Consider the following 26,550-nt stretch of genomic DNA (forward strand, 5'->3'; position numbering starts at 1 on the left):
TCAAGATAATGAACAAAGTTAAGTTAGACGAAGTCGACCACCAGATATTGGACATGTTGATAGACAACACCCGTACACCCTTTACCGACATTGCCAAAAAGTTGTTGATTTCGGCGGGCACGGTCCATGTTAGGGTCAAAAAAATGGAAGAAGCAGGAATCATTCGTGGTTCTTCACTTACCTTGGACTATGTGAAACTGGGCTATTCCTTTATCGCATATGTGGGCATTTTTCTGGAAAAGACCCATCAGACCAAATTTGTGCTCGAAAGGCTCAACCAGATTCCATACGTCACCGTGGCCCACATCACCACAGGAAAGTTCAACATTTTCTGCAAGATCAGGGCCAAGGATACCACCCATGCCAAGAACATCATCTTTAAGATCGATGATATTGATGGTATCAGCAGAACGGAGACCATGATTTCGTTGGAAGAGAGCATCAACGACAAAAAGCGTTTGATGCACACGATCTTTAACGAGATGTAATTTACTTACCAAAGGACCATGTTTCTTTCAGAGTTGCCCACGTCTGAGTACAATCCTTTTTACCATACCTATATCATGGCATTGGGGGAAGTTTCCCTAATGGATGCTTTGATGGATGGAAAAGAGGAATTGTTGTCCCTTTTGGGAAAAATCCCTGAAAGCAAGCTCTCTTTTGCCTATGCGGAAGGAAAATGGACCTTGGCCGAAGTATTGGTACACATCATAGACACCGAGAGGATTTTTCAGTATCGTGCGCTTCGTTTTGCCCGTAACGACAAGGTTGACTTGCCTGGATTTGATCAGGATCTCTTTGTACCCTATTCCAACGCCAATGGCAGGAAGGTTCAGGACTTGATGGCGGAGTACAAGGCCGTTCGGGATTCCACCATCACCCTTTTCAAATCTCTTGATGAAGAGGCGCTTAAGCGCAAAGGGTTTGCCAGTGGCTCACCGATGAGCGTAAGGGCGATGGGGTTCATTATAAGCGGACACCAAGCGCACCACCTTCGGATAATCAGGAAACGATACCTGGTTTAGCTCAATAGTCGTCGTTGTCCATCTCTTCGGATTCGAAGGTCGAATCGGGAAGGGGGTCCTCATCCATATCGGCAACAGGTTCAAGGTCAAATTCCCTGTCCAGTTCCTTTTCGATAGCTTCCTCAAAATTGGCCATGAAATTGGAGAGGCTCTTGCTGATTTTTACCAAGTAAATGGTGTCATCGGTCCTCACTTCCACAGCTTCTATGATTTCCCCATTGGGCTTTTTGATGGTCAGGAGGTCATCGTCCCCATACCCGTGAGGGTAGGAATCAATCAAGGCAGCGGCCACCTTGTGGTCCATCTTTTTGTAGTCGATCAATATTCGTTTCATAATGGTCAGTTATTTATACTGACCTAAACTATGCTTTTTTGTAGTGGGGCAATCAAGAGAGTTGCCAACTGAAAAATTCAGTACATGTAACTATCATTCCGCGTAGTAATCGAACGCCTTACGGAAGAGTTCTTCGGGCACTTTGATGTCCGTGACCGCATCGCCAATGGACTGGAGGAGTACAAAATTGATGTCCCCATGCGAATTTTTCTTGTCGTATTTCAAGAGTTTCAGAATGGAGTCAATATCATCCTTATCAAAAACCACTTTTTCAAAATAGTGTAAAAACGTTTCCTTGATCTCGTCAAGCGCCAATTTTGGCAAACCTTTCAATTCATGGGACAGATAACCTTCCAAGATCATGCCGACGGCGATAGCCTCACCGTGCAGAAGGGTTTTCTTGTTATGATTTTCTAGACAGTAGGATTCAATAGCATGTCCCAAAGTATGGCCAAAATTCAAGATTTTGCGCAATCCCTTCTCAGTGGGGTCGATCAACACCACATCATTCTTGATGAAAATGGATTTTTGAATACTGGAGGCGTCCGTGAAATTGTTTTTCTCCTTTAAATCAGCCCAATATGCAGCATCCCTGATGAGTCCATGCTTTAGCATTTCCGCATACCCGCTCGTGACCTGTCTTGGATCTAGCGTTTGTAAAAATTCAGGGAACACCAATACCATTTGAGGTTGGTTGATGACCCCGATCTGGTTCTTCAAGGCTCCAAGATCAACGCCGTTTTTCCCGCCAATGGACGCATCCACCATGGAAAGCAGGGTAGTGGGAATGTTGATGAAATCGATGCCCCGTTTAAATGTGGAAGCCACAAACCCGCCAAGATCGGTGAGCACACCACCGCCAAGATTGATCAAGAGGCTTTTTCGGTCCCCATCAAAGTTGGAAAGATGTTCCCAGACCTGAAGACAGGTATGGATATGCTTGTTTTCCTCGCCGGGGTCAATTTCGAAAATGGAATCAATGGGCGCACTGAACATTTTCTTGAATGCCGGCAAACAATGTTTCTTGGTGTTGGTATCGACCAGCAAAAAGATCTTGGAGTAATTTTTTTTGGCAATATGCTGGTTCAGGGCCGCTTGCGCCAACTCCCCGATATGTACTTCGTAGGTTTGTGATTTGACCGATTCCATAATTTCAATTTCACCACTAAATAAAGACTATTTTTATAGAAAAGGTTATAGATTCCGTACTTATATTTGGATCTTAAATAGATTACAAATAATGCTGCCGAATTTTGAGAATACCGCAATAGCTTTTGAGCTGAAGACCGACTCCCAATTGGAGCGCGCCTACTTCCTTTTTAAGATGATAGCCAATGAACCCTTGGTGCGCATAGGCACTGCAGTGACCAATTTTGCCATAAAGGCCCACCTACCTGTTGAAGGTCTGATCCGGGCCACGGTATTTGACCATTTTTGCGGTGGGGTAAATGAAGAGGATTGTCTCCCCATTATTGATAAAATGTATGAAAAAGGCGTCTGTTCCATTCTCGATTATTCCGCTGAGGGTAAGGAGGTGGACAACCAGTTCGATTTTGCCATGGAAAAGACCTTGGAGGTGCTCGATTTTGTCAAGGAAAAGGATGCCATTCCCTTTGCGGTGTTCAAACCTACCGGTTTTGGTCGATTCAAACTGTTTGAGAAAGTGAGTGCAGGCCATACGTTGAACGATAGCGAAACAGCGGAATGGGGCCGATTGGTGAACCGGTTTGACAGGGTATGTAAAAAAGCCCATGACCTGGACGTTTCGCTGCTCATCGATGCAGAAGAAAGTTGGATGCAGAATGCCGCCGATGACCTGGTGCTGGAAATGATGCGCAAATACAATAAACAGAAGGCCATTGTGTTCAATACCTTCCAAATGTACCGTTGGGACCGATTGGATTATATCAAAAAACTAAGGGATATTGCCGCTTCGGAACAATTTAGCATCGGCGCCAAGGTGGTGAGAGGAGCCTATATGGAAAAAGAGAACGACAGGGCCAAGGAAAAAGAATACCCAAGCCCCATCTGTGCCTCCAAAAAAGAGACCGATGAAAACTTTGATGCCGCCATTGACTACATGATGGACAATTTAGATCGATTTGTACTCTTTGCAGGGACCCACAATGAGCAGAGCTGCCTCAAATTGATCTCAAAAATGCAGGAAAAGGGCATAGAGCCATCGGACAGTAACATTTGGTTTGGCCAGTTGTTCGGGATGAGCGACCATATAACCTACAATTTGGCCGCACTGGGTTACAATGCGGTGAAATATGTGCCCTATGGCCCGGTACGTGATGTGATGCCTTATCTGATACGCCGGGCAGAGGAAAATACATCGGTAGCCGGGCAAACGTCAAGGGAGTTGGCATTGTTGCAAAAAGAACGAAAGCGCAGGAAGTTGGAGGATTAATCCAAAAGGGCTGTTTCCTCAACAATCAGTTCTTCTTGGCAATTTCTGATCTGTAGTTCCATATTCTGGTCCGCAATCTTTTTTGAAACATAGTAGACCTTACAGGGTTCTGCCTTGGTGTCGCTTTTCCCAAAATCCACATTGCCATCGGTCAAAATGGATTTGACCATGATTGTGTCCCTTAATTCTTGTGGAACGGCATCTCCAAAGGAGATGGGTTTGGAGCGCATGTCTTTCAACACCCTGCAATTGGGAAAATAACAGAAATCCATGCCTTCACCACCTGATTTTTTCTTCAAGAAGAACACCAAAAACACAATTCCAATGGACAGTCCAACTAAATACCATCCCAATCGCCTTAAAAATCCCATGCGTATTTAAAAAATAAGAAAGTTAATATCGCTGTAACTCAGTCCAAACCATTCCCCCACCGATTTATTGGTGAGGATACCGTGATACATGTAAAGCCCGCTACGCAATCCTTTGTCGAAACGTAGCGAATGCTCCAAGCCGCCATCCTCACCAATTTTCAGTAGATAAGGGGTGAAAATATTGCTGATGGATATGGAAGAGGTCCGCGGATAACGGGACGGAATATTGGGCACCCCGTAATGGATGACCCCATATTTTTCAAAAGTAGGTTTGGTGTGCGTGGTCACCTCAGAAGTTTCGAAACAACCGCCCATGTCTATGCTCACATCAATGATCACGGCTCCTTTTTTCATGTTTTCCACCATGGAACTGCTCACCACAACCGGGGAGCGGTCCTTGCCCCTCGTGGCACCGATGGCCACATCGCACCGTTTCAAAGACTTTATCAGGTTTTTGGGTTGGATGGTGGAGGTATAGACGGTACGGTTCAGATTGATCTGTAAATTCCTGAGTTTGCTGATGGAGTTGTCGAACACCTTGATGTTGGCCCCAAGTCCCAAAGCGGAACGGGCGGCAAATTCCCCAACGGTACCTGCTCCTATGATCACTACTTCCACTGGTGGCACCCCACTGATGTTCCCGAACATCAGCCCATTGCCCTTGCCCGTGGCGGCCATCAATTCTGAAGCAATGAGGATGGAGGAAATGCCCGCAATCTCGCTCAGGGAGCGTACGGCCGGGTAGTTGCCATCATCGTCCCGAATGAATTCAAAAGCGATGGCGGTCAGCCTTTTTTTGGCCAAGACCTCAAAATATTCTTTTCGCTGGGTCTTTATCTGCAATGCAGAAATGACAATGGTCTGGGGATTCAGCAAATCGATTTCAGATAGGGTGGGGGGCTCCACTTTTAGGATGATGGGGCACGAAAACACTTTTTTGGTATCCCGTGTGATCTCTGCTCCTGCATTGGTATAGTCAATGTCCGAAAAATTGGCACCATCCCCGGCCCCGGATTCCATGAGTACCCGGTGGCCATGTGCCGTGATGGCATTTACGGCATCGGGGGTAAGGCAGACCCTCTTTTCCTGGTATTGGTTTTCCCTTGGGATTCCTATAAATAGTTCGCCCTTTTGTTTAAGGACTTCCAAAGTTTCTTCTTGGGGCAGCAATTGCTGTTTGCTAAAGGGGGAAGAAGGCTGGTTCATAAGCAGTAAATCTGTTCAGCATACCATCAGGTATTTAACAAATTTACATTTTTTTTGAAAGGGTCTTTTGCCGTTGTTCGAGTTTCTCCCGTTCCTTACGCAATTCCTCTTTTTCCTTCAATATTTGGAGTTCGGTGTCCATGGCATCCAGATCTATGCCATGCACATGTTTGTCCACAAGTTTCAACCTGATGAAATAGACTACGGGTACCACTACCATGGTAACGGCGACAACATACAATATTTCATTTTCATCAATTTTACTTGAACTATAGTTCAGTACGGTAAAAAGTTGAAAACTATACATGGAAATCGGAATCAGTATAGCGTGGTACCACCAGTTCTTGGAGGTGATAAACCATATGACCAAAAGAAGCAAGGGGACAATTTTATTGAAGTAATAATAAAATGCATCGCTTATATCATTAAAACCATTCGAAGTGAATTCTATGCCTAAAAAACTCCAAGACTGGCTGTCAATTGGCAAGTATTTATAAAAATAAAACATCAAAGGAGAAATGGCTATCAAGAGCGATATAATTCCTTCGATAATGAGCTTTTTCCTAATGGTAGTTTTGTCCTTCATTACTCTAGTAAACTAAAAAAATGAAGGAATATTGTGTAAAAAAATAATCCCTTCGCTAAAAGGGATTATCAGATTTGTCGATCGAAAAGAAATCTACAATTTCTTAAGATCCCTTTTCTCGATGCTAACGGTTTGGTTCTTGTCAATCGTTACTGTTGTAGAAACAGCGGTCATTGCCAAAAAAGCAACAGCTAGCAATCCAAAAAAAACTTTTTTAGTGTTCATCGTAAAAGAGTTTTTGGTTAATAAATGAATTCATTCACAGGGCAAATGTAGGAAAATATTTCAACCTCACCTACGTTTCATCGATAAAATTAGTTTTTTAACGCAAAAAATAGTCCTTTTATCGAAAAATGGTTGCTCTGTACAATAATCTGGTTTGAAGATAGATGAATGAGTTGTTAAGAAACATTTAACTCGATTGAGCGTGTGTTTTCATCGACAAAGTGCAGGAATACGCCCACAGCATCTTCAGGGATCAACGACTCGATTTTTTCCGGCCATTCAATGAACACCCATGTATCTTGTGCCAAGTAGTCCTCAAAACCCATGTCCAGTGCTTCCATTTCATCGTTCAACCTATAAAAATCAAAATGAAAGGCGATAAGTTTGTCGTTTTCACCGCGATATTCGTTTACCAATCCAAAAGTGGGGCTATTGGCCTCGTCCATGGCACCGAGTTCTTTAACCATGGCCTTGACCAGTGTGGTTTTTCCCACGCCCATATCCCCATAAAAACAAAGGATCTTTCCCGGTGTGGTCCCAATAATTTCCTTGGCCACTTCCCGGATTTCGTTCAATTGAAAAGTTTTTTTCACCAGTGCATTATTTTGCTTCCAAAACTACGAAAGGAACGATCATTTCTTCCAAGGAAACCCCTCCATGCTGGTAGGTATTCCGGTAATAGCTCACATAATGGTTGTAGTTGTTGGGGTAGGCGAAGAAGAGGTCGTTTTTCGCAAAGATGAAACTGCTGCTCAGGTTGATGTTGGGCAGGTGAATTTCCTGCGGATTTTTGGTGGCCAGCACTTCTTTTTCCTCGTAGGTAAGGCTTTTCCCTGTTTTGTAGCGCAAGTTCAAGCTGGTTTCCCTGTCCCCGATCACTTTTGAGGGCTGTTTCACATTGATGGTACCATGGTCCGTGGTCAGGATAAGCTTCATGCCCAAAACCTGTGCCTGTTGGATGATCTCCAGCAAGGGGGAGTTCTTGAACCAACTCAATGTAAGGGAACGGTAGGCCTTGTCGTTGGATGCCAATTCCTTCACCACCTCCATTTCGGTCTTGGAATGGGACAGCATGTCCACAAAATTATAGACCACCACGGTGAGGTCATTTTCCTTTTGGGATTTGAAGTTTTGGGCCAATTGTTTGCCTTGTTTAAGGTTGTTGATCTTGTGATATTCCCATTTCAGGTCGAGTCCCAATCGCTTTAGTTGCGCCCCGAGGAACTCGGCCTCAAAAAGGTTCTTGCCCCCATCATCCGTGTCGTTTTTCCACCAATTGGGATACTGTTTTTCCATATCCAGCGGCATAAGCCCTGAAAAAAGTGCATTACGGGCATATTGCGTAGCGGTCGGAAGAATACTGAAATAGGCACATTCCTGCTTCTTTTTATAATGTGCGGAAAGAATCTCTTCAAAAGCCATCCATTGGTCGTATCGAAGGTTATCGATGACCACCATCAAGGTTTTGCCTCCTTTCAGTTCGGGCTGTACCTTGCTCCGGAACAGGGTGTGTGACATGATGGGTGCATTCCCTTCCTTGAACCAGCTTTTGTAGTTTTTGTCCACAAATTTGCCGAATTGGGAATTGGCCTCCACTTTTTGCGATTCCAAGATCTCGAACATCCCGGTATCCTCTATATGTTCCAATTGAAGTTCCCAATAGATCAATTTTTTGTACAGATCCACCCATTCCTCATGGGAATTGACCATGGAGAGGTCCATGGCTATCTTTCGGAATTCCTGCTGGTAATTGGAGGTTGTCTTTTCCGAGATCAATCGGGAGTTGTCCAAACTTTTCTTCAGGGAGAGTAAAATCTGGTTGGGGTTCACGGGCTTGATCAGGTAATCTGCAATCTTGGAGCCAATGGCCTCATCCATGATGTACTCCTCCTCGCTCTTGGTGATCATGACCACTGGGATGGAAGCATCATACTTTTTGATCTCGTTCAAGGTTTCCAGACCGGATATGCCCGGCATGTTCTCATCCAGAAAAACAATATCGAAAAATTGTTCCCTGATCTCTTCCAGGGCATCTTGTCCGCTTTGGCTGGTGACCACCTCGTAGCCTTTGTCCTCCAAAAAAAGTATATGTGGTTTGAGCAGATCGATCTCATCATCTACCCAAAGAATTGTAATCTTGTTCATATAGTGATTATCTTTGTGGGATAAAAACAAAAATCCTTGGTAAAAACCAATAAGCTTAACGTTTTTAACGACCCAATTTACGGTTTTATTGGAACTCCCAACGAACTAATTTTTAGACTCATCGCCCATCCTTATTTTCAAAGGTTGCGGAGGATATCCCAAATGGGTCTTTCCTATTTGGTGTATCCAGGGGCCCATCATACCCGATTTCACCATGCTTTGGGAAGCATGCATTTGATGACAAGGGCGATTCAGGTCCTGAAGATGAAAAACGTTGAGATCACGGAGAAGGAAGAAAACGGACTGCTCTGCGCCATACTGTTGCACGACATGGGCCACGGCCCATTTTCACATGCGCTGGAAGGCGTAGTTGCAAAAGACCTGAGCCATGAAAAGCTGTCGCTACAGTTCATGAAAGCCCTCAATGATGAATTTGAGGGTCAACTTGATACCGCTATTTCCATATTCAAGGGCGATTATCCCAAACCTTATATGAACCAACTGGTGTCGAGCCAATTGGACATGGACCGTTTGGATTACCTGAAAAGGGACAGTTTCTATTCGGGGGTCACCGAGGGCAACATCAATTCCGAGCGCCTCATTTCCATGCTCAATGTGGCCAATGGCAATTTGGTGGTGGAGGAGAAGGGAATCTATGCCGTGGAGAAGTTCCTCATGGCCCGAAGGTTCATGTATTGGCAGGTATATCTTCACAAAACGGGTCTGGCTGCAGAGCAGTTGTTGATACGGGTCATGCAGCGTGCCAAGATATTGCTCGCCAAAGGCGAAGAGCTTTCAGCGAGCCAATCGTTGTTGTTTTTTCTGAAACAGGAAGGAGCCATTGCCTTCAACACGGAGATTCTTGAAAAATTTGCCCAACTGGATGATGTGGACATACTGGGTGCCATAAAATCATGGCAGTTCCATGATGATTTTGTGCTTTCGAAAATGTGCCAGATGCTGCTGAACCGAAAACTATTGCACATCAAGATCAAAAACCGTCCCTCCGAACCAGAAAAATTGAACGGAAAATTGGAAAGAATCATGCAAAAACACGATCTTTCACTTGAAGAAGCCTCCAACTTTGTATTTGAGGGAGAAATATCGAACAAGGCCTATAGTATGGAACAACAGGCCATTTACATTCTCAAAAAGAGTGGAAGAATAACCGATGTGCTCAAAGAATCCGATCAGCTCAGCTTGAAGGCACTTTCCAAAACCGTTACCAAATATTACAGCTGCTACCCGAAGGAAGCTGTTTGACAAATTTTGTTACTTTTGCACAAATGAAATTTACAGCTACCCAAATTGCCGGAATCCTAGAGGGGGAAGTTGAGGGAAATCCTCAAATCGCTGTCCATAAATTATCCAAGATCGAAGAAGGCGAAAAAGGGTCGCTGACCTTTTTGGCCAACCCAAAGTACACCTCTTACATCTATTCCACAAAGGCGTCCATAACCATCGTGAACAAAGACTTTGTGCCGGAACAGACCTTGTCCACCACTTTGATAAAAGTGGACGATGCCTATAAGTCGTTCTCCAAATTGCTGGAATATTACAACCAAGTCAAGAAGAACAACAAAGTTGGGATTGAAAACCCGGCTTTTGTGTCTGAAAGTGCGGTCTATGGTGAAGGTTTTTACTTGGGCGCATTTTCCTATTTGGGCGACAATGTGAAGATTGGCGACAATGTGAAGATATATCCCAACGTATATATAGGGGACAATGTGACCATAGGCAACAACGTTGTGGTCTTTGCCGGGGCCAAGATCTATTCGGAATCCTTGATCGGGAACCATTGTGTCATCCACAGTGGAGTGATCATCGGGGCCGACGGTTTTGGTTTCACCCCCAATGCCGATGGGGAGTACAGTAAAGTGCCCCAAACAGGGAACGTGATCCTGGAGGACAATGTCGATGTAGGCGCAGGCACCACCATAGACAGGGCTACTTTAGGCTCTACCATATTACGAAGGGGCGTGAAACTGGACAACCAGATACAGATAGCCCATAATGTTGAAATAGGGGAGCACACAGCCATTGCTGCTCAAACAGGCATAGCAGGTTCCACAAAGATTGGCAAGAACTGTCTCATTGGGGGGCAAGTGGGCATCGTGGGCCATATCACCATAGGTGATAGGGTGAAGATTCAGGCCCAATCGGGAATCGGAAGAAACGTAAAGAATGATGAAGTGCTCCAGGGGTCACCGGCCCTTAGTTATGGGGACTTCAACAAATCATATGTACATTTTAAGAATTTGCCCAAGCTGGTAAATCAAATCTCCAACATAGAAAAAAAGGTTGAAGGTGAGCAAAACAAGCAATAAACAACGCACCATTGCAAAAAAAGTGTCCCTACAGGGCGTGGGCCTGCATACAGGGGAGAATGTGACCATGAGTTTTTTACCTGCAAAGGAAAACCATGGATTCGCATTCAAGAGGATAGATCTGGAAGGAGAACCCATCATTGAGGCCGATGCCAATTACGTGGTCAATACACAGAGAGGCACCAATTTGGAGAAGAACGGAGTGAAGATCCACACTTCGGAGCATGTTCTCGCTGCATTGGTAGGATTGGAAATAGACAATGTCCTTATAGAACTGGATGCTCCAGAGCCCCCGATCATGGACGGTTCCTCAAAATTCTTTGTGAAGGCTTTGGAAGAGGCCGGCATTGTTGAACTGGAAGAAGAAAGGGAAGAATACATCGTGAAAGATGTCATCTCGTACAAGGACGAGGCTACGGGCAGCGAAATCACGGTTATCCCATCCGATGAATACCAGATAACCACCATGGTCGATTTTGGGACCAAAGTATTGGGCACCCAGAATGCGACATTGGAAAAAATGAGCGACTTTAAGGAAGAAATTGCCGAAGCCAGAACCTTTAGTTTCTTGCATGAGCTGGAAATGCTATTGGAGCATGGCCTCATAAAGGGGGGTGACCTCAATAACGCCATTGTATATGTGGACAAGGAAATATCCGAATCCACCATGAAAAAATTGGAAAAGGCTTTTGACAAGAAAAAGCTGTCCGTGAAGCCCAATGGAATACTGGACAACCTTACCCTACATTATCCCAACGAGGCCGCACGCCACAAACTGTTGGATGTGATGGGTGATTTGGCTTTGGTGGGTTCCCGGATAAGAGGAAAGGTCATCGCGAACAAACCCGGCCACTTTGTGAACACCCAGTTTGCAAAGAAACTTTCTAAAATCATCAAGATCGAAAAAAGAAACAAAGTACCCACTTATGATCTGAACCAGACCCCATTGATGGATGTCACCCAGATTATGAACATGTTGCCACACAGACCGCCATTCTTGTTGGTGGACAAAATATTGGAACTTTCCGACTCCCATGTGGTGGGCGTAAAGAACGTGACCATGAACGAACCTTTCTTCGTGGGGCACTTTCCCGGAGCACCTGTAATGCCTGGTGTTCTTCAAGTCGAAGCCATGGCACAGACAGGGGGGATCCTTGTGCTGAGCACGGTCCCCGACCCTGAAAACTACTTGACCTTCTTTATGAAGATTGACAATGTGAAGTTCAAGCAGCAAGTGGTTCCCGGGGATACCTTAATATTTAAATGCGATTTGATTTCCCCTATCCGTAGGGGCATCTGCCACATGCAGGCCTATGCCTATGCCAATGGGAGATTGGTGTCTGAGGCCGAACTGATGGCACAGATCGTTAAAACAAAAAACACAGACTCGTAGATGAACCAACCTTTAGCATACGTTCACCCAGGGGCCAAGATTGCCAAAAACGTGGTCATTGAGCCCTTTACCACTATCCATAACAATGTGACCATTGGAGAGGGGACTTGGATAGGTTCCAACGTGACCATCATGGAAGGCGCGCGGATCGGCAAAAACTGCAACATTTTTCCCGGAGCCATAATTTCAGCCATGCCGCAAGACCTCAAATATCAAGGAGAGGAGACCACGGTTCATATTGGCGACAATACCACGATCAGGGAGTGCGCCACCATCAATAAAGGTACCTCGGACCGCATGAAAACCGTGATAGGCAACAACTGTCTCATCATGGCCTATTGTCACGTCGCCCACGATTGCGTAGTGGGTGATGGTTGCATTTTTAGCAACAACTCCACTTTGGCAGGACATGTCACCATAGGAACCAACGTAGTTTTGGCCGGAATGGTAGCCGTACACCAATTCGTATCCATTGGCAACCATGCCTTTGTGACCGGGGGCTCCTTGGTCAGAAAGGATGTACCCCCTTATGTGAAGGCGGCAAGGGAACCCTTGTCCTATGTGGGGATCAACTCCATAGGGCTACGAAGAAGAGGGTTTGAAGCGGACAAGATCAGGGAAATCCAGAATATCTACCGAATCCTTTATCAAAAAAACTACAACAATTCACAAGCGGCATCCATTATAGAAGCAGAAATGGAAGCCACCCCAGAGCGTGATGAGATCTTACAGTTCATCAAAGACTCGCAAAGGGGCATTATGAAAGGCTATTTCAGTACAAATTAAATATATGGCAAATACTTCTGATATACGAAAAGGGTTGTGCATCCGATACAACCACGATATCTTCAAGATCATCGAGTTTCTTCATGTGAAACCAGGCAAAGGCCCAGCCTTTGTGCGTACAAAACTAAAAAGTGTGACCACGGGAAAGGTCATTGACAACACTTTTTCCGCAGGACATAAAATAGAGGATGTAAGGGTAGAGACACGTACCTACCAATACTTATATCCAGAGGGCGATACCTTTCATTTTATGAACACGGAGGACTATAACCAAATCTCTTTGCCAAAGGATTCACTTGATGCACCAGATTTGCTAAAAGAAGGGGAGGTTGTAACCATTATCTTCAATGCTGAGGATAACAGTCCGCTGTCCGTGGAAATGCCTGCCAGTGTTATTTTGGAAGTGACCCATACCGAACCAGGAGTGAAGGGCAATACAGCGACCAATGCCACAAAACCCGCTACAGTGGAGACCGGGGCCAGGATCAATGTGCCACTTTTCATCAACGAAGGGGACAAGATCAAGATCGACACCGAGAAGGGTGCCTATCTGGAACGTGCTAAAGAATAGGGAATGAAATTTCCCAGGACCCATTCATTAAAGGAGATTGCCGAAATCATCGGTTCCGGATTTGTCGGGGATGAAGCATTTCCGGTTTTGGGGATGAACGAGATCCATGTGGTGGAAGAAGGCGACATTGTGTTTGTGGACCATCCCAAATACTATGACAAGGCCTTGCAGTCCAGAGCTACTGTGGTGCTCATCAACAAAGAGGTGGAATGCCCCGAAGGCAAGGCGCTCTTGGTCTCCGATGATCCCTTTAGGGATTTCAACAAATTGACCAAGCACTTCAAACCCTTCAAAAGGGCGAACAGCAACATTTCGGAAACCGCTGAAATAGGCGAGGGTACCATCATCCAGCCAGGGGCCTTCATTGGCAATCATGTAAAGATTGGCAAGAATTGCGTCATCCATCCCAACGTTACCATTTATGATGGCTGCGTGATCGGGGACAATGTCACCATTCATGCGAACACGGTTTTGGGGGCGGATGCATTCTATTATAAAAATCGACCCGAAGGGTTTGACAAATTATTGTCAGGTGGAAACGTCGTCATTGAAAACAATGTGGATATCGGGGCCTCTTGTACCATAGACAAGGGAGTGACTGCGGCAACGACCATCAAGGAGGGATCTAAACTGGACAACCAGATCCAAGTGGGCCACGATACCATCATCGGGAAAAAATGCCTGATCGCATCCCATGTGGGTATTGCAGGCTGTGTCGTGATCGAGGACGAGGTCACCCTTTGGGGGCAGGTTGGGATTACCAGCGGTGTCACTATCGGAAAAAAAGCCGTCATTCTGGCCCAGAGCGGGGTATCAAAATCCTTGGAAGGAGGAAAGAGCTATTTTGGAAGTCCCGCCGAGGAAGCACGCGAAAAGCTAAAGCAAATGGCCTCCGTGAAAATGATTCCGGAAATCTTTCAAAAACTCAAAAAGAATTAAAAAATCGATAGATAAAAACCATTGCAAACCGTATTTTTGCACCTATTATTAAGTTAAACCTATGAGCGTCTTAGTAAACAAAGATTCAAAAATAATTGTACAAGGATTCACTGGTAGTGAAGGAACCTTCCATGCCGAGCAAATGATCGAATATGGAACCAACGTGGTCGGCGGGGTCACCCCAGGAAAAGGTGGTCAACAACACTTGGGCAAGCCCGTTTTCGATACTGTGGAACAAGCCGTTAAGGAAGTAGGTGCCGACACCACAATTATTTTTGTGCCACCCGCATTTGCTGCGGACGCCATCATGGAAGCCGCCAGTGCTGGTATCAAAGTGATCATTACCATCACTGAAGGTATCCCTGTAGCTGACATGGTAAAGGCCAATGACTATATTAAAGGTATGGACTGTACCTTGATCGGTCCCAACTGTCCGGGTGTCATCACCCCGGGAGAGGCCAAAGTGGGTATCATGCCCGGATTTGTCTTCAAAAAAGGGAAAGTGGGTATCGTATCCAAGTCAGGTACCCTTACCTACGAAGCTGCGGACCAAGTAGTACGCCAAGGTTTGGGCATTACCACCGCCATTGGTATCGGAGGGGATCCCATCATCGGGACCACGACCAAAAAAGCTGTTGAACTTTTGATCAACGATCCTGAGACCGAATGTGTGGTCATGATCGGGGAAATCGGAGGCCAACTGGAAGCAGAAGCCGCTAGATGGTACAAAGAAAGTGGCAGTAAGAAGCCCATTGTTGGTTTCATTGCAGGGGAAACCGCACCTGCCGGACGCACCATGGGACACGCCGGAGCCATTGTGGGAGGAAGTGACGACACGGCACAGGCCAAGAAAAGGATCATGCGTGAATGTGGCATCCATGTAGTGGATTCCCCCGCGGAAATCGGAGCCAAAGTAAAAGAAGTGGTTGGATAACCAACCGTTAAATCCTATACAAATCCCGTTCAATGCGGGATTTTTTTTCGTCTAAACGTAAAACAACAGCTATATTTGGTGGATAACCATTCAAACACAATCATCTTATGAAACTTTTGGAAGGGAAAAATGTGATCATTACCGGGGCAAGCCGGGGAATTGGAAGAGGAATTGCCGAAGTCTTTGCAAAGCACGGGGCCAATGTGGCCTTCACCTATAGTTCCAGCGAGGCACCCGCCTTGGAATTGGAAAAAGAACTTACTGGCATGGGCGTAAAGGCCAAGGCATACAAGAGCAATGCTGCCAGCTATGCAGATTCCGAAGCCCTCGTGGCCCAAGTTTTGGAAGATTTTGACGGACGTATCGATGTATTGATCAACAATGCGGGCATCACCAAGGACAATCTGCTGATGCGCATGGGCGAAGAGGATTTTGATTCCGTGATCGAGATCAACCTGAAATCCGTTTTCAATATGACCAAGGCCGTTCAGCGTACCATGCTGAAACAGCGCAAAGGATCCATCATCAACATGAGCAGTGTGGTAGGGGTGAAGGGTAACGCCGGACAGACCAACTACGCCGCGTCGAAAGCAGGTATGATCGGGTTCACCAAATCCGTGGCACTCGAATTGGGATCTAGGAACATCCGTTGCAATGCCATTGCACCAGGTTTCATAGAGACCGAAATGACCGATAAATTGGACGAGAAAACAGTCCAGGGCTGGAGGGATGCCATTCCGTTGAAGAGAGGTGGATCTCCCGAAGATGTGGCAAATGCCTGTCTGTACTTGGCGTCCGATCTTTCCGACTATGTTACCGGACAGGTGCTGAACGTGGATGGTGGCATGCTAACCTAGAATGAATGGAGCTGTACACGGTGTTCCTTATTGTTCTTGCCGCGATCATCGCGCTAGGCGTTGTATTTTTTCAATACTACTATAGGAACCCGAGAAAAGGTCCGCTTAAGATCATATTGGCCGCATTGAGGTTCATTGCCTTGTTTTGCGGCCTTTTACTTTTGATCAACCCCAAGTTCGTGGACAATGATTACTATCTGGAAAAAGCGAACCTGATCCTGATGGTGGACCATTCCACTTCCATGAAAGAGGCCACAACGGAGAGAAATCTTTCCGAAGTATTGGATAAAATCAAGGGAAATCCACAACTTCAAGATCGTTTTTCCATTCATGGATTTGGTTTTGGCAATGCAGTGGCACAAACCGACTCCATTGTCTTCAACCAACGGAATACGGATATTTCCAACGCCCTTTCCACTACCAATGAGCTTTTTTTGAACGGTGCCAATGCGGTCGTATTGATCACGGACGGCAACCAGACACTGGGAAGGGATTATGAATATCTCAATTTGGGTGGGAATCTATCCGTAAACCCCGTTGTGGTGGGCGACACCACCCAGTATGAGGATATTTCTGTGGGGCTCATCAACACCAACACCTATGCTTTTCTGAAAAATAAGTTCCCTGTGGAAACCACCATTCGCTACCAGGGTTCGGCCGCCGTTTCCAAAACGGTGACCATTTCCATTAATGGAAACAGGGTCCATCAACAGCGTGTGGAACTGGACGCCTTGAAGAACAGCCAGACCCTGAACACCCTTGTGGAGGCCCAAAGCGTGGGGATAAAGACCATCAAAGTAGAGGTTGGGACCTTGGAAAATGAAAAGAACACGACCAACAACGTAAAGGAAGCGGCCATTGAGGTAATCGATGAAAAAACCAATGTGGTGATTGTTTCGGACATGCTCCACCCGGACATCGGGGCACTGAAAAAATCCATTGAGGCCAATGAGCAACGATCGGTCTCCATCACCAAACCCACTGGAACCGCTCAAGAGTTGGAAGAAGCGGATATTCTGATCCTGTACCAACCCAATAGGAATTTCCGTCAGTTATATGAGTTGCTACAAAATTCAAAAGCCAATTATTTCACCATTACAGGAAGTAAAACAGATTGGAATTTTTTGAACGGGGCACAGCAAAGTTTTTCAGTGGAAAATAGCCAATCCGAGGAAATCCTGCCCATTTTGAACAATGCCTTTGGAGTTTTTGGCCTTGGGGATTTCAATGTGGACGATTTTCCGCCTTTGGTGGGTAATCTTGGTGATATCGAACTGAAGAAAAGCGGAGAGACCATCATGTACCAACAGATTCGCGGAGTACATCTGGACAAACCCTTGTTTTCCATCCTTACCGAAGGAAAGCAGCGAGAGGCCGTGTTGTTCGGGGAAAATATGTGGAGATGGCGAGCCCAGACCTATCGGAACGATCAGAGTTTTCAAAAGTTTGATGATTTCATGGGGACCCTAATGGTCTATTTGACCTCCAATGACCAACGGAGCAGGTTGGATGTGGACTACGCGCTCGTGTTTGAAAATGCCAGCATGGCCAAGATCAGGGCCTCCTATTTTGACGAAGGCTATCAGTTTGACCCCAATGCCCGTATTTCCATCCAGATCGTGGGAACGGACAATGGTTTCAACCGCGAATCGCCCATGTTATTGAAAAGCACCTATTACGAAGTGGACCTGGGCGACCTTGCATCTGGTGAATATCGATTTACAGTTTCCGTAGAAGGCGAAAACCATAAACGTTCGGGATCTTTCAGAATCTTGGATTTTGATCCCGAAAAACAGCTTACCTCCGCAGATCATAAAAAATTGGGGCGTTTGGCAGAAAAAACCAATGGAAAATTGTACTATACGGACAATGTGGAGGCATTGGTGAGCGACCTGTCATCATCCGAGCAGTATCTTCCTGTCCAAAAGAGCAGAAAGAATGTGGTATCTTTAATAGATTTCCGTATTTTACTCGGACTGATGGTACTTGTCCTGGCGGTAGAGTGGTTCATCAGAAAATATAATGGATTAATGTAAAAAATATACACATGGATAAATTACCCAAGATTGCATTACCTGCCATTGCAGGTATCATTATTCTCATCATCTTCATCTCAAAATCCGCAGTGACCATAGGCTCTGGTGAAGCCGGCGTGCTCTATAGGACATTTGGAGGAGGGGTGGTCACTGATGGGCCCCCACTGGACGAAGGTTTTCATATTGTGGCCCCATGGAACAAGGTTTTTATCTACGAAGCCCGTCAACAAGAAAGGCTGGAAAAAATGAACGTGCTGTCCTCCAACGGATTGGATATCAAATTGGAAGCTTCGGTATGGTTCCAACCCAAATACAACGAGTTGGGTAAATTGCACCAAGAAAAAAGCGAGCAGTATGTAGATCGTGTGCTGCTTCCTGCCATACGCTCCGCGGCCCGAAGCGTTGTGGGACGATACACCCCGGAACAGCTCTATTCCAGCAAGCGGGATGCCATTCAACAGGAAATTTTTGAGGAGACCCAGAAAATTGTGGAGGACCAATACATCCAACTCAATGAAGTTTTGGTAAGGGATGTGACCCTGCCGCCCACCATCAAGGATGCCATTGAGCGCAAATTGAAGCAGGAACAGGAATCCTTGGAATACGAATTCCGATTGGTGACCGCGCAAAAGGAAGCCGAAAAGGTACGAATCGAAGCCCAAGGTAAAGCGGATGCCAACCAAATATTGAGTGCTTCCCTCACAGACAAAATTCTTCAAGATAAGGGAATTGAGGCGACTTTGAAACTGGCCCAGTCCCCAAATGCCAAAGTGGTCGTGGTAGGATCAGGCGATGATGGGCTTCCCCTTATTTTAGGAAATAACTAAATTCCCCTTTTTTGATAAAAAAATATGTCCTACATTTGACACGTAATGAGAAATAACACAGTACATCATCACCATTTTTATACTTGCCCTCAAGCGAGATAGAAGTGTATTGTTGTATCTAAACTATATTCTAACCCGTTTGAGAAATCAAGCGGGTTTTGTTTTTATGCCCATTTGGTTTTTTGAACAAAACTATTGAACTAATGACAAAAATTCGGATTGCTGTACAAAAGAGCGGTCGCTTGAACGAGGATTCCCTTCAGATCTTGAAGGATTGTGGTATTTCCATCGACAATGGAAAGGACCAATTAAAGGCCACTGCCAGAAACTTTCCTTTGGAAGTTTTCTATCTGCGGAACGGGGACATTCCCCAATATTTAAGGGATGGGGTAGTGGACATTGCCATCATAGGGGAAAATGTATTGGTGGAAAAAGGCAATGACATTGCCGTGGCCGAAAAACTGAATTTCTCCAAATGTCGCGTGTCCCTTGCAGTACCCAAAGGGGTCAAGTACAATTCCGTCAAGGATTTTGAAGGAAAGAAGGTCGCGACCTCTTACCCAAACACGGTGAACGAATACCTCAAATCCAAAGGAGTCACGGCGGAATTGCACATCATCAACGGTTCGGTGGAAATAGCCCCCAACATTGGCTTGGCCTATGGTATTTGCGATATCGTTTCAAGCGGCAGCACCCTGTTCAAGAACAATTTGAAGGAAGTGGAGGTCATTTTGCAAAGCGAGGCCGTACTGGCCGTTTCGCCCACAATATCCGAGGAACGAAGGGAAATCCTGAAGAAAATACAGTTCAGAATCCAATCCGTGCTTCAGGCAAGACAGAACAAATACATCCTGCTGAACGCCCCAAATGACAAACTGGATGAAATCATTTCCATTTTGCCAGGAATGCGCAGCCCCACGGTATTGCCCTTGGCCGAGGAAGGTTGGAGTTCCGTACACTCCGTCATCACTAGGGATACCTTCTGGGAGGTCATCGACGAACTGAAGCAAGCAGGTGCCGAGGGCATTTTGGTCTGCCCCATCGAAAAAATGGTCCTTTAGGTTTGGAAGATGGAAGCGCAGTACACCATAAAATGGATTCCGAAGGAAAAACTCAAGGACATTTTACCGTTGGCGTATATCCTCAACCGAGAAAAAATTCCTCTGGAAGTATTGGAAAAACGATTGACTGAAATGATTCCGATGGGCTATAAATGCATCGGGGTATATGACCAAGAAGAATTGATAGGCATTTGTGGCGTATGGGTACTCAACAAACTCTATGCGGGAAGACACGTAGAGCCCGATAATGTCATGATTTCCCCGAACTATCAAGGGAAAGGTATTGGTCAGCTTATGATGGATTTTTTGTTCAATTATGCCAAAGAAATTGATTGTGAGACTGCTGAAGTCAACTGCTATGTGCAGAATACCAGAGGAAAGAAGTTTTGGGAGACCCATGGATATGTTCCGATGGGCCATCACATGATAAAAAAATTGAAAAAATGAACAGAGTCAATGACCCCAAAAGAGAAGACTGGCCCGAAATACTCAGACGGCCCACACAAACGGTGGCCGATATTGAAAAAATTGTGGAGTCTATTTTTGAGGAGGTAAGAACAAATGGAGATAGAGCCATCAAAAAGTATACAGACCAGTTTGACCGGGCCCAATTGGATACTTTTTTGGTGACGGCAGACGAAATTAAGGAGGCATCCGATTCGGTTCCCTCCGAACTGAAAAAGGCAATTTCCTTGGCGAAATCGAACATTGAAAAATTCCATGCCGCCCAAAAAACGACCAAAGTGGAACTGGAAACCATGCCCGGGGTGATGTGCTGGCAAGAAAAGAGACCCATCCAAAAAGTGGGACTTTACATTCCCGGAGGAACAGCGCCCCTGTTCTCGACCATTTTGATGTTGGCTGTTCCTGCGAAATTGGCGGGTTGCAATGAAATTATATTGTGCACACCGCCGGACAAAAAGGGAAATGTCAATCCGACCATCCTCTACGCTGCCCAACTTTGTGGGGTAACAAAAATATTCAAAGTAGGTGGCATTCAAGCCATTGCAGGAATGACATTCGGAACGGAAACCATTCCCAATGTGTACAAAATATTTGGCCCGGGCAACCAATTTGTGACGGTTGCAAAGCAATTGGCCACCAAATATGGGGTTGCCATTGACATGCCAGCCGGACCAAGTGAGCTTTTGGTCGTGGCTGATGATTCTGCCAACCCAGCCTTTGTAGCTTCGGATTTGTTGAGTCAAGCTGAGCACGGAACCGATAGCCAAGTAATCCTGGTTTCCACTTCGGAAAAGTTGATTAATGCCGTGGAACAAGAAATTGAATCACAGATCAAAGAATTGCCAAGGATGGCCATCGCAGAAAAATCGATCGGGAACAGCAAGCTCATCTTGGTGAAAGATGATGAAACGGCTATGGATTTGATCAATGATTATGGCCCGGAACATTTCATTGTCTGTGTGGAAAACGAGGCGTTTTACCTCCAGAACATTCAGAATGCCAGTTCCGTTTTCATTGGCAACTATACGCCCGAAAGTGCGGGTGACTATGCATCTGGAACCAATCATACTTTGCCCACAAACGGATATGCAAAGCAGTATAGCGGTGTAAATCTGGACAGTTTTATGAAGAGCATGACCTTTCAAAAAATATCCAAAGAAGGAATGGAAGCGATTGGTCCTTCCATCGAATTGATGGCAGAGGCCGAAGGATTACAGGCCCATAAAAACGCGGTGACCCTTCGCCTAAATGCAATAAAATCAAACTAAATGTCAGGTCGAGCGCAGTCGAGACTTCAAGAATATGACTAAAACCTTCAACATAAACAACATCGTCAGGGAATCCGTAAAGACCCTAAAACCGTACTCTTCGGCACGGGACGAATATGTTTCCGATGGATCCACCATGATTTTTTTGGATGCCAACGAAAATCCGTTCGAAAATGGGGTCAACCGTTATCCCGACCCGTACCAAAGGAGCTTGAAAGCGGTGCTTGCCGAACAAAAAGGGGTTTCCGAGAGCAACATGCTTTTGGGCAATGGCAGTGACGAGGTTTTGGATTTGATCTACAGGGCCTTCTGTGAGCCCAACCAAGATAACATCATCACCTTGCCGCCAACGTATGGCATGTACAAGGTTTTGGCCGGAATCAATGCCGTGGAGAACAGGGAGGTTTTGCTTACTTCCGATTTTGAACCGGATGTCCCAGCTATTTTATCGGCTGTGGATGAAAACACCAAACTGATTTTCATTTGTTCCCCCAACAACCCAACGGGTAATTCCTTTAAAAAGGAATATGTGGAAAAACTATTGGAATCCTTCAGCGGGTTGGTGGTCATTGACGAGGCGTATATCGATTTTTCAGAGCAGGAAAGTTGGTTGAGCAGTTTGAACAACTATCCCAACCTGATTGTTACCCAAACCTTGTCCAAAGCCTATGGTTTGGCCGGAATCCGGTTGGGCATTTGCTGCGCATCGGAAGAGATCATTGCCATTTTGAACAAGATCAAACCACCCTACAACGTTAACCAATTGACCCAACAAAAAGCCTTGCAACGTGTTCTGAACGAGGATGCCGTGCAACAGGAAGTGGTCCAAATTTTGGAAGAACGGGCGAATCTGAAACAGGCTTTACAGGAATTGGACTTTGTGGAGCAATTATACCCCTCCAATGCCAATTTTGTGCTCGCCAAGGTTGATGATGCCGACAAACGTTATCAACAATTGCTGAACCAACATGTGGTGGTGCGAAACCGAAGCACCCAACCCCTTTGCGAGAACACGTTACGGTTTACGGTAGGGACTCCAACGGAAAACAAAGCATTGATAGCCATTTTAAAGAAACTATAAATATGGGCAAAAAAGTATTATTCATTGATCGCGATGGGACCATCATCAAAGAAACCGTTGATGAACAGATTGATTCCTTTGAAAAATTGGTCTTCTATCCAAAGGCATTCACGTATTTGGGGAAAATTGCCAAGGAACTGGATTATGAACTGGTGATGATCACCAACCAAGATGGTTTGGGAACCGACATTTTTCCAGAAAACACTTTTTGGCCCGTACACAATTTCATCATCAACTCTTTTGAAGCCGAAGGAGTTATTTTCGATAATGTTTTTATCGACAAAACCTTTGCAAAAGACAATGCCCCGACCCGAAAACCAGGAACCGGAATGCTCACAACCTATTTTTCGGAAGAGTATGATCTTGCCAATTCCTACGTGATCGGGGACCGTTTGACCGATGTGGAGCTGGCCAAAAACCTTGGCGCGAAAGGGATCTACATCAACGATGAAACCCATTTGGGGACGGGTGAGATTACCGTAAAAAGGGAAGAATTGGACCCTTACATCGCCTTGGAGAGCAACGATTGGGAAAAGATCTATGAATTCCTGAAACTGGAAAACCGTGTTGCCGAGATCAGCAGAAAGACCAACGAAACGGATGTCCAAATCAAGTTGAATTTGGATGGTACCGGTAAAAGTGATATCAAAACCGGATTGGCCTTCTTTGATCATATGTTGGACCAGTTGGCCCGTCACGGACAAATGGATTTGACCATTAAGGTAGATGGCGATCTGGAGGTGGACGAACACCATACCATTGAGGATACTGCCATTGCTTTGGGCGAAGTGTTTGCCAAAGCCCTGGGCAACAAATTGGGTATCGAGCGCTATGGGTTTTGCTTGCCCATGGATGATTGCTTGGCACAGGTCGCCATTGATTTTGGAGGAAGGAACTGGCTGGTTTGGGATGCCGATTTCAATAGGGAAAAAATTGGTGAAATGCCCACGGAGATGTTCTTTCATTTCTTCAAATCGTTCACGGATGGGGCCAAGGCCAATTTGAATGTAAAAGCGGAAGGCACTAACGAGCACCATAAAATAGAAGCCATATTCAAGGCCTTTGCCAAATCCATCAAAATGGCGGTAAAGCGGGATGTGGAGAAAATGGTATTGCCATCAACCAAAGGAATGCTCTGATGAAAATAGTAATCATTGATTATGGCGCTGGAAACATCCAAAGCATCATCTTTGCCATTAAACGGCTGGGATATGATGCGGTGCTTTCCCATAATGTCAAGGAAATCCAAGAAGCGGACAAGGTGATTTTTCCAGGAGTGGGAGAGGCCAGTTCGGCCATGGCCAAATTGAGAGCAAGTGGTTTGGACGTCGTCATACCAAAATTGAAACAGCCCGTTTTGGGCATTTGTCTCGGCATGCAGCTCATGTGCCGTTCATCCGAAGAGGGAAACACAGAGGGACTTGGCATTTTTGACCTTGATGTGAAGAAATTTTCAAACCAGGTAAAAGTGCCACAGATTGGCTGGAACCAAATTACCAATCTGAAAACCGATTTGTTCAATGGGATTCCTGAAAAATCCTATATCTATCTGGTGCATAGTTTTTATGCTCCATTGGACACGGAAACCATTGCCAGTGCTGAATACGGATTGAAATATAGCGCCGCCCTTCAAAAAGACAATTTTTATGGGGTACAGTTTCACCCCGAAAAAAGCAGTGAGGCGGGCAGTACCATTTTAAACAATTTTCTAACGGTCATTTAGATGGAATTTTATATTTCAGAAGACAAGGCTAAGTTGGACATCGAAAAAGTCCATAAAGAAATCAAGGCCACTTATTGGGGTGGGTACAGAAGCCCGGAGGAAACCAAACGAACCATTGACAACAGCATTTGCTTTGGCCTTTTCAACTCTGATGACGAGCAGATAGGTTTTGCCAGGGTGCTGACTGATTCCGTGGTATTTGCCTACATCATGGACGTGGTGATATTCGACCCCTACAAAGGTCGGGGATTGGGCAAAATGCTGATCAAGCACATCATGGACAGACCCGATGTGCAAACTGTAAAAACAGTGGCCCTGAAAACCAAGGATGCCCATGCGTTATATGAGGCGTTCGGTTTTGAAAGAGTAGGAAATTCAGAAATGTGGTTGGCCATCGACCGCGCAAAATATGATTAAACTATGAGATTGATTCCGGCCATAGACATTATCGAGGGAAAATGCGTTCGGCTTTCCAAAGGAGATTATGGGACCAAAAAAGTCTATAATGAAAATCCGTTGGAAGTTGCCAAACAGTTTGAATCCCACGGTATCCAACACCTCCATTTGGTGGATCTAGATGGCGCCAAGTCCAAACACATTGTCAACCATAAAGTATTGGAAAGCATAGCTTCCCGAACCAACCTCAAAATTGATTTTGGAGGAGGATTAAAATCGGACGAAGACCTGAAAATCGCCTTTGAAAGTGGAGCTTCGCAAATTACTGGAGGCAGCATAGCTGTTAAGGGCAGGGACACCTTCTTGGGCTGGTTACAGACCTATGGCCCAGAAAAAATCATTTTGGGAGCTGATGCGAACAACGAAAAAGTGGCCGTGTCGGGCTGGTTGGAAGAATCCGAACAGGAATTGGTTCCATTTATCCAACATTATCAGCAGGAAGGCATTCACTATGTGATCTGTACGGATATTAGCAAAGATGGGATGTTGCAAGGACCTTCATTCGATTTGTACCAAAAAATCCTGTCCCGATCGGCAGCAGGGTTGAAATTAATAGCCAGCGGGGGCATTTCTACCTTTGGCGAACTTCCAAAGCTTGCCGAAATTGGGTGCGAGGGAACCATTATTGGCAAGGCCATTTATGAAAATAGAATCAGTTTAAAACAATTGGAACGATACATTCTTGAAAATGGACAAGGAACAAGAGCTTAGGGATGAACTGATCTGGAACACGGGCTATCGAATGAACGAAAGCCTTCGTATGATCAAAATCTGTTTGGATAAATTGCCCGAGGACAAGATTTGGCAGAAGCCCAACGAGTCCAGCAACAGCATTGGCAACCTGATCCTGCATTTGTGTGGCAACATCACCCAATATGGGATTGCTTCCATCAAAAATGAGGAGGACAACCGAAAAAGGGACGAGGAGTTTGAAGCCACATCGGGGTACACCAAAGCGGAACTGATCCAAAAACTGTCCGACACCATTGACGAGGCAAAAAGGGCATTTTATGAAGCTCCCTTGGATGAACTGCTGCGTAAAAGATTTGTGCAGGGATTTAATTTTTCAGGGGTGGGAAACATCATCCATGTCACAGAACACTTGTCCTATCATACGGGGCAGATTGCCCTTTGGACCAAACTATTGGAAAACAAGGATTTGGGCTTTTATGATGGTGTGGATTTAAATGTAAAGAACGAATAACGTCATGCCGAATTTGTTTCGGCATCGCATAGGAATGGAACAAAGCTTTATTTACATCATGACCAATACGTACAGAACAACATTTTATATTGGGATGACTTCAAATTTAACCAAAAGGGTAGTGGAACACCAAGAAGGAAGTGGCTCAAAGTTTACTAAAAAGTATAATCTGACAGATTTGGTGTATTTTGAAGTTTTCTCGGATATCGATCAAGCAATTGCAAGGGAAAAACAATTGAAGAACTGGCACCACGATTGGAAAGTTAATTTGATCAAAGAACAAAATCCAACATTACGAACATTGGATTACTAAAATG

Annotated in this window: 30 protein-coding genes; 23 read left to right on the forward strand and 7 right to left on the reverse strand. The window is 45.3% G+C overall.

Annotated features, from left to right (window positions below):
* Window positions 1-8 precede the first annotated feature (8 nt).
* Together FOT42_RS01585 and FOT42_RS01590 are read left to right on the forward strand one after the other, a co-directional pair.
* On the forward strand, window positions 9-488 hold the full coding sequence (locus FOT42_RS01585; RefSeq protein ID WP_108425583.1) for an Lrp/AsnC family transcriptional regulator: 480 nt from the start codon (window positions 9-11) through the stop codon (window positions 486-488).
* An 18-nt stretch (window positions 489-506) separates the two neighbouring features.
* Entirely contained in the window at window positions 507-1,025 is a 519-nt protein-coding gene (locus FOT42_RS01590) for a DinB family protein (protein ID WP_151888818.1), read from the forward strand.
* A gap of 1 nt (window position 1,026) precedes the next feature.
* Here FOT42_RS01590 and FOT42_RS01595 read toward each other — a convergent pair whose 3' ends face one another.
* The gene (locus FOT42_RS01595; RefSeq protein ID WP_151888819.1) at window positions 1,027-1,359 is read right to left on the reverse strand and encodes a hypothetical protein; all 333 of its coding nucleotides are present in this window, start codon (window positions 1,357-1,359) and stop codon (window positions 1,027-1,029) included.
* A gap of 93 nt (window positions 1,360-1,452) precedes the next feature.
* The gene (gene aroB, locus FOT42_RS01600; RefSeq protein ID WP_151888820.1) at window positions 1,453-2,508 is read right to left on the reverse strand and encodes a 3-dehydroquinate synthase; all 1,056 of its coding nucleotides are present in this window, start codon (window positions 2,506-2,508) and stop codon (window positions 1,453-1,455) included.
* A 91-nt stretch (window positions 2,509-2,599) separates the two neighbouring features.
* On the opposite strand from aroB, the gene FOT42_RS01605 reads away from it, so the two are divergent.
* The gene (locus FOT42_RS01605) at window positions 2,600-3,772 is read left to right on the forward strand and encodes a proline dehydrogenase family protein (protein ID WP_151888821.1); all 1,173 of its coding nucleotides are present in this window, start codon (window positions 2,600-2,602) and stop codon (window positions 3,770-3,772) included.
* Here the strand turns inward: FOT42_RS01605 and FOT42_RS01610 are convergent.
* The 5 genes from FOT42_RS01610 to porX all read right to left on the reverse strand — a co-directional run bounded on the left by FOT42_RS01610 (window position 3,769) and on the right by porX (window position 8,305).
* Window positions 3,769-4,143, reverse strand: coding sequence for a DUF4258 domain-containing protein (locus tag FOT42_RS01610; RefSeq protein ID WP_151888822.1), 375 nt, complete (start codon window positions 4,141-4,143; stop codon window positions 3,769-3,771). The genes FOT42_RS01605 and FOT42_RS01610 overlap by 4 nt on opposite strands.
* 6 nt (window positions 4,144-4,149) lie before the next feature.
* Window positions 4,150-5,349, reverse strand: a complete 1,200-nt coding sequence (locus tag FOT42_RS01615; protein ID WP_151888823.1) for an alanine dehydrogenase — start codon at window positions 5,347-5,349, stop codon at window positions 4,150-4,152.
* A gap of 43 nt (window positions 5,350-5,392) precedes the next feature.
* The gene (locus FOT42_RS18255) at window positions 5,393-5,728 is read right to left on the reverse strand and encodes a hypothetical protein (protein WP_226789768.1); all 336 of its coding nucleotides are present in this window, start codon (window positions 5,726-5,728) and stop codon (window positions 5,393-5,395) included.
* 608 nt (window positions 5,729-6,336) lie between these two features.
* Window positions 6,337-6,753, reverse strand: coding sequence for a tRNA (adenosine(37)-N6)-threonylcarbamoyltransferase complex ATPase subunit type 1 TsaE (tsaE, locus tag FOT42_RS01625; protein ID WP_151888825.1), 417 nt, complete (start codon window positions 6,751-6,753; stop codon window positions 6,337-6,339).
* A gap of 7 nt (window positions 6,754-6,760) precedes the next feature.
* Entirely contained in the window at window positions 6,761-8,305 is a 1,545-nt protein-coding gene (porX, locus tag FOT42_RS01630) for a T9SS response regulator signal transducer PorX (protein WP_151888826.1), read from the reverse strand.
* 36 nt (window positions 8,306-8,341) lie between these two features.
* Between porX and FOT42_RS01635 the strand changes: the two genes are divergently transcribed.
* The 20 genes from FOT42_RS01635 to FOT42_RS01730 all read left to right on the forward strand — a co-directional run bounded on the left by FOT42_RS01635 (window position 8,342) and on the right by FOT42_RS01730 (window position 26,546).
* Complete coding sequence (locus FOT42_RS01635) at window positions 8,342-9,568, forward strand: HD domain-containing protein (RefSeq protein WP_151888827.1); 1,227 nt, start codon at window positions 8,342-8,344, stop codon at window positions 9,566-9,568.
* A gap of 23 nt (window positions 9,569-9,591) precedes the next feature.
* On the forward strand, window positions 9,592-10,632 hold the full coding sequence (lpxD, locus tag FOT42_RS01640; RefSeq protein ID WP_151888828.1) for a UDP-3-O-(3-hydroxymyristoyl)glucosamine N-acyltransferase: 1,041 nt from the start codon (window positions 9,592-9,594) through the stop codon (window positions 10,630-10,632).
* Entirely contained in the window at window positions 10,613-12,025 is a 1,413-nt protein-coding gene (locus FOT42_RS01645) for a bifunctional UDP-3-O-[3-hydroxymyristoyl] N-acetylglucosamine deacetylase/3-hydroxyacyl-ACP dehydratase (protein ID WP_151888829.1), read from the forward strand. The genes lpxD and FOT42_RS01645 overlap by 20 nt, the downstream gene beginning before the upstream one ends.
* A complete protein-coding gene (gene lpxA, locus FOT42_RS01650; RefSeq protein ID WP_108425573.1) occupies window positions 12,026-12,811 on the forward strand; it encodes an acyl-ACP--UDP-N-acetylglucosamine O-acyltransferase in 786 nt (261 codons plus the stop codon).
* 4 nt (window positions 12,812-12,815) lie between these two features.
* Entirely contained in the window at window positions 12,816-13,382 is a 567-nt protein-coding gene (gene efp / locus FOT42_RS01655) for an elongation factor P (protein WP_072881962.1), read from the forward strand.
* Window positions 13,383-13,385: 3 nt separating this feature from the next.
* Entirely contained in the window at window positions 13,386-14,321 is a 936-nt protein-coding gene (locus FOT42_RS01660) for a UDP-3-O-(3-hydroxymyristoyl)glucosamine N-acyltransferase (RefSeq protein WP_151888830.1), read from the forward strand.
* A gap of 61 nt (window positions 14,322-14,382) precedes the next feature.
* Window positions 14,383-15,255: a succinate--CoA ligase subunit alpha gene (gene sucD, locus FOT42_RS01665; protein ID WP_151888831.1), complete on the forward strand. Its 873-nt coding sequence runs from the start codon at window positions 14,383-14,385 to the stop codon at window positions 15,253-15,255.
* 107 nt (window positions 15,256-15,362) lie between these two features.
* Complete coding sequence (gene fabG, locus FOT42_RS01670; RefSeq protein ID WP_151888832.1) at window positions 15,363-16,112, forward strand: 3-oxoacyl-[acyl-carrier-protein] reductase; 750 nt, start codon at window positions 15,363-15,365, stop codon at window positions 16,110-16,112.
* 5 nt (window positions 16,113-16,117) lie between these two features.
* Window positions 16,118-18,148 (forward strand): vWA domain-containing protein, encoded by a 2,031-nt coding sequence (locus tag FOT42_RS01675; RefSeq protein WP_151888833.1) that lies wholly within the window; start codon window positions 16,118-16,120, stop codon window positions 18,146-18,148.
* Between the two features lie 11 nt (window positions 18,149-18,159).
* Window positions 18,160-18,975 carry a prohibitin family protein gene (locus tag FOT42_RS01680; RefSeq protein ID WP_151888834.1) on the forward strand — a complete coding sequence of 272 codons (816 nt, stop codon included), beginning with the start codon at window positions 18,160-18,162 and terminating at the stop codon, window positions 18,973-18,975.
* A 203-nt stretch (window positions 18,976-19,178) separates the two neighbouring features.
* A complete protein-coding gene (hisG, locus tag FOT42_RS01685) occupies window positions 19,179-20,036 on the forward strand; it encodes an ATP phosphoribosyltransferase (RefSeq protein ID WP_151888835.1) in 858 nt (285 codons plus the stop codon).
* Window positions 20,037-20,045: 9 nt separating this feature from the next.
* Entirely contained in the window at window positions 20,046-20,483 is a 438-nt protein-coding gene (locus FOT42_RS01690) for a GNAT family N-acetyltransferase (RefSeq protein WP_151888836.1), read from the forward strand.
* Window positions 20,480-21,769: a histidinol dehydrogenase gene (gene hisD, locus FOT42_RS01695; protein WP_151888837.1), complete on the forward strand. Its 1,290-nt coding sequence runs from the start codon at window positions 20,480-20,482 to the stop codon at window positions 21,767-21,769. The genes FOT42_RS01690 and hisD overlap by 4 nt, the downstream gene beginning before the upstream one ends.
* 34 nt (window positions 21,770-21,803) lie before the next feature.
* Window positions 21,804-22,850, forward strand: a complete 1,047-nt coding sequence (hisC, locus tag FOT42_RS01700) for a histidinol-phosphate transaminase (RefSeq protein ID WP_151888838.1) — start codon at window positions 21,804-21,806, stop codon at window positions 22,848-22,850.
* 2 nt (window positions 22,851-22,852) lie between these two features.
* Window positions 22,853-23,989: a bifunctional histidinol-phosphatase/imidazoleglycerol-phosphate dehydratase HisB gene (gene hisB / locus FOT42_RS01705; RefSeq protein WP_151888839.1), complete on the forward strand. Its 1,137-nt coding sequence runs from the start codon at window positions 22,853-22,855 to the stop codon at window positions 23,987-23,989.
* Window positions 23,989-24,573, forward strand: coding sequence for an imidazole glycerol phosphate synthase subunit HisH (gene hisH, locus FOT42_RS01710; protein ID WP_151888840.1), 585 nt, complete (start codon window positions 23,989-23,991; stop codon window positions 24,571-24,573). Before hisB ends, hisH begins: the two co-directional genes overlap by 1 nt.
* Entirely contained in the window at window positions 24,574-24,990 is a 417-nt protein-coding gene (locus FOT42_RS01715; RefSeq protein WP_151888841.1) for a GNAT family N-acetyltransferase, read from the forward strand. It abuts the gene before it with no gap.
* Between the two features lie 3 nt (window positions 24,991-24,993).
* Window positions 24,994-25,740 (forward strand): 1-(5-phosphoribosyl)-5-[(5-phosphoribosylamino)methylideneamino]imidazole-4-carboxamide isomerase, encoded by a 747-nt coding sequence (gene hisA / locus FOT42_RS01720; RefSeq protein ID WP_151888842.1) that lies wholly within the window; start codon window positions 24,994-24,996, stop codon window positions 25,738-25,740.
* The gene (locus FOT42_RS01725) at window positions 25,718-26,233 is read left to right on the forward strand and encodes a DinB family protein (protein ID WP_151888843.1); all 516 of its coding nucleotides are present in this window, start codon (window positions 25,718-25,720) and stop codon (window positions 26,231-26,233) included. Before hisA ends, FOT42_RS01725 begins: the two co-directional genes overlap by 23 nt.
* Before the next feature lie 34 nt (window positions 26,234-26,267).
* Window positions 26,268-26,546 (forward strand): GIY-YIG nuclease family protein, encoded by a 279-nt coding sequence (locus FOT42_RS01730; protein WP_151888844.1) that lies wholly within the window; start codon window positions 26,268-26,270, stop codon window positions 26,544-26,546.
* Window positions 26,547-26,550: the final 4 nt, after the last annotated feature.

It is taken from the genome of Flagellimonas hadalis (assembly GCF_007785775.2).
Lineage (GTDB): Bacteria > Bacteroidota > Bacteroidia > Flavobacteriales > Flavobacteriaceae > Flagellimonas > Flagellimonas hadalis.

Coding starts and splice junctions, on each gene's coding strand:
- hisD (WP_151888837.1), top strand. CDS start 20,480: ATGAACAGAGTCAATGACCCCAAAAGAGAAGACTGGCCCGAAATACTC.
- sucD (WP_151888831.1), top strand. CDS start 14,383: ATGAGCGTCTTAGTAAACAAAGATTCAAAAATAATTGTACAAGGATTC.
- hisB (WP_151888839.1), top strand. CDS start 22,853: ATGGGCAAAAAAGTATTATTCATTGATCGCGATGGGACCATCATCAAA.
- porX (WP_151888826.1), bottom strand. CDS start 8,305: ATGAACAAGATTACAATTCTTTGGGTAGATGATGAGATCGATCTGCTC.
- FOT42_RS01660 (WP_151888830.1), top strand. CDS start 13,386: ATGAAATTTCCCAGGACCCATTCATTAAAGGAGATTGCCGAAATCATC.
- lpxD (WP_151888828.1), top strand. CDS start 9,592: ATGAAATTTACAGCTACCCAAATTGCCGGAATCCTAGAGGGGGAAGTT.
- FOT42_RS01590 (WP_151888818.1), top strand. CDS start 507: ATGTTTCTTTCAGAGTTGCCCACGTCTGAGTACAATCCTTTTTACCAT.
- efp (WP_072881962.1), top strand. CDS start 12,816: ATGGCAAATACTTCTGATATACGAAAAGGGTTGTGCATCCGATACAAC.
- FOT42_RS01730 (WP_151888844.1), top strand. CDS start 26,268: ATGGAACAAAGCTTTATTTACATCATGACCAATACGTACAGAACAACA.
- hisG (WP_151888835.1), top strand. CDS start 19,179: ATGACAAAAATTCGGATTGCTGTACAAAAGAGCGGTCGCTTGAACGAG.
- FOT42_RS01585 (WP_108425583.1), top strand. CDS start 9: ATGAACAAAGTTAAGTTAGACGAAGTCGACCACCAGATATTGGACATG.
- aroB (WP_151888820.1), bottom strand. CDS start 2,508: ATGGAATCGGTCAAATCACAAACCTACGAAGTACATATCGGGGAGTTG.
- hisC (WP_151888838.1), top strand. CDS start 21,804: ATGACTAAAACCTTCAACATAAACAACATCGTCAGGGAATCCGTAAAG.
- FOT42_RS01595 (WP_151888819.1), bottom strand. CDS start 1,359: ATGAAACGAATATTGATCGACTACAAAAAGATGGACCACAAGGTGGCC.
- FOT42_RS01725 (WP_151888843.1), top strand. CDS start 25,718: ATGGACAAGGAACAAGAGCTTAGGGATGAACTGATCTGGAACACGGGC.
- FOT42_RS01680 (WP_151888834.1), top strand. CDS start 18,160: ATGGATAAATTACCCAAGATTGCATTACCTGCCATTGCAGGTATCATT.
- FOT42_RS01675 (WP_151888833.1), top strand. CDS start 16,118: ATGGAGCTGTACACGGTGTTCCTTATTGTTCTTGCCGCGATCATCGCG.
- FOT42_RS01605 (WP_151888821.1), top strand. CDS start 2,600: ATGCTGCCGAATTTTGAGAATACCGCAATAGCTTTTGAGCTGAAGACC.
- fabG (WP_151888832.1), top strand. CDS start 15,363: ATGAAACTTTTGGAAGGGAAAAATGTGATCATTACCGGGGCAAGCCGG.
- lpxA (WP_108425573.1), top strand. CDS start 12,026: ATGAACCAACCTTTAGCATACGTTCACCCAGGGGCCAAGATTGCCAAA.
- hisA (WP_151888842.1), top strand. CDS start 24,994: ATGAGATTGATTCCGGCCATAGACATTATCGAGGGAAAATGCGTTCGG.
- FOT42_RS01690 (WP_151888836.1), top strand. CDS start 20,046: ATGGAAGCGCAGTACACCATAAAATGGATTCCGAAGGAAAAACTCAAG.
- FOT42_RS01610 (WP_151888822.1), bottom strand. CDS start 4,143: ATGGGATTTTTAAGGCGATTGGGATGGTATTTAGTTGGACTGTCCATT.
- hisH (WP_151888840.1), top strand. CDS start 23,989: ATGAAAATAGTAATCATTGATTATGGCGCTGGAAACATCCAAAGCATC.
- FOT42_RS01615 (WP_151888823.1), bottom strand. CDS start 5,349: ATGAACCAGCCTTCTTCCCCCTTTAGCAAACAGCAATTGCTGCCCCAA.
- FOT42_RS01715 (WP_151888841.1), top strand. CDS start 24,574: ATGGAATTTTATATTTCAGAAGACAAGGCTAAGTTGGACATCGAAAAA.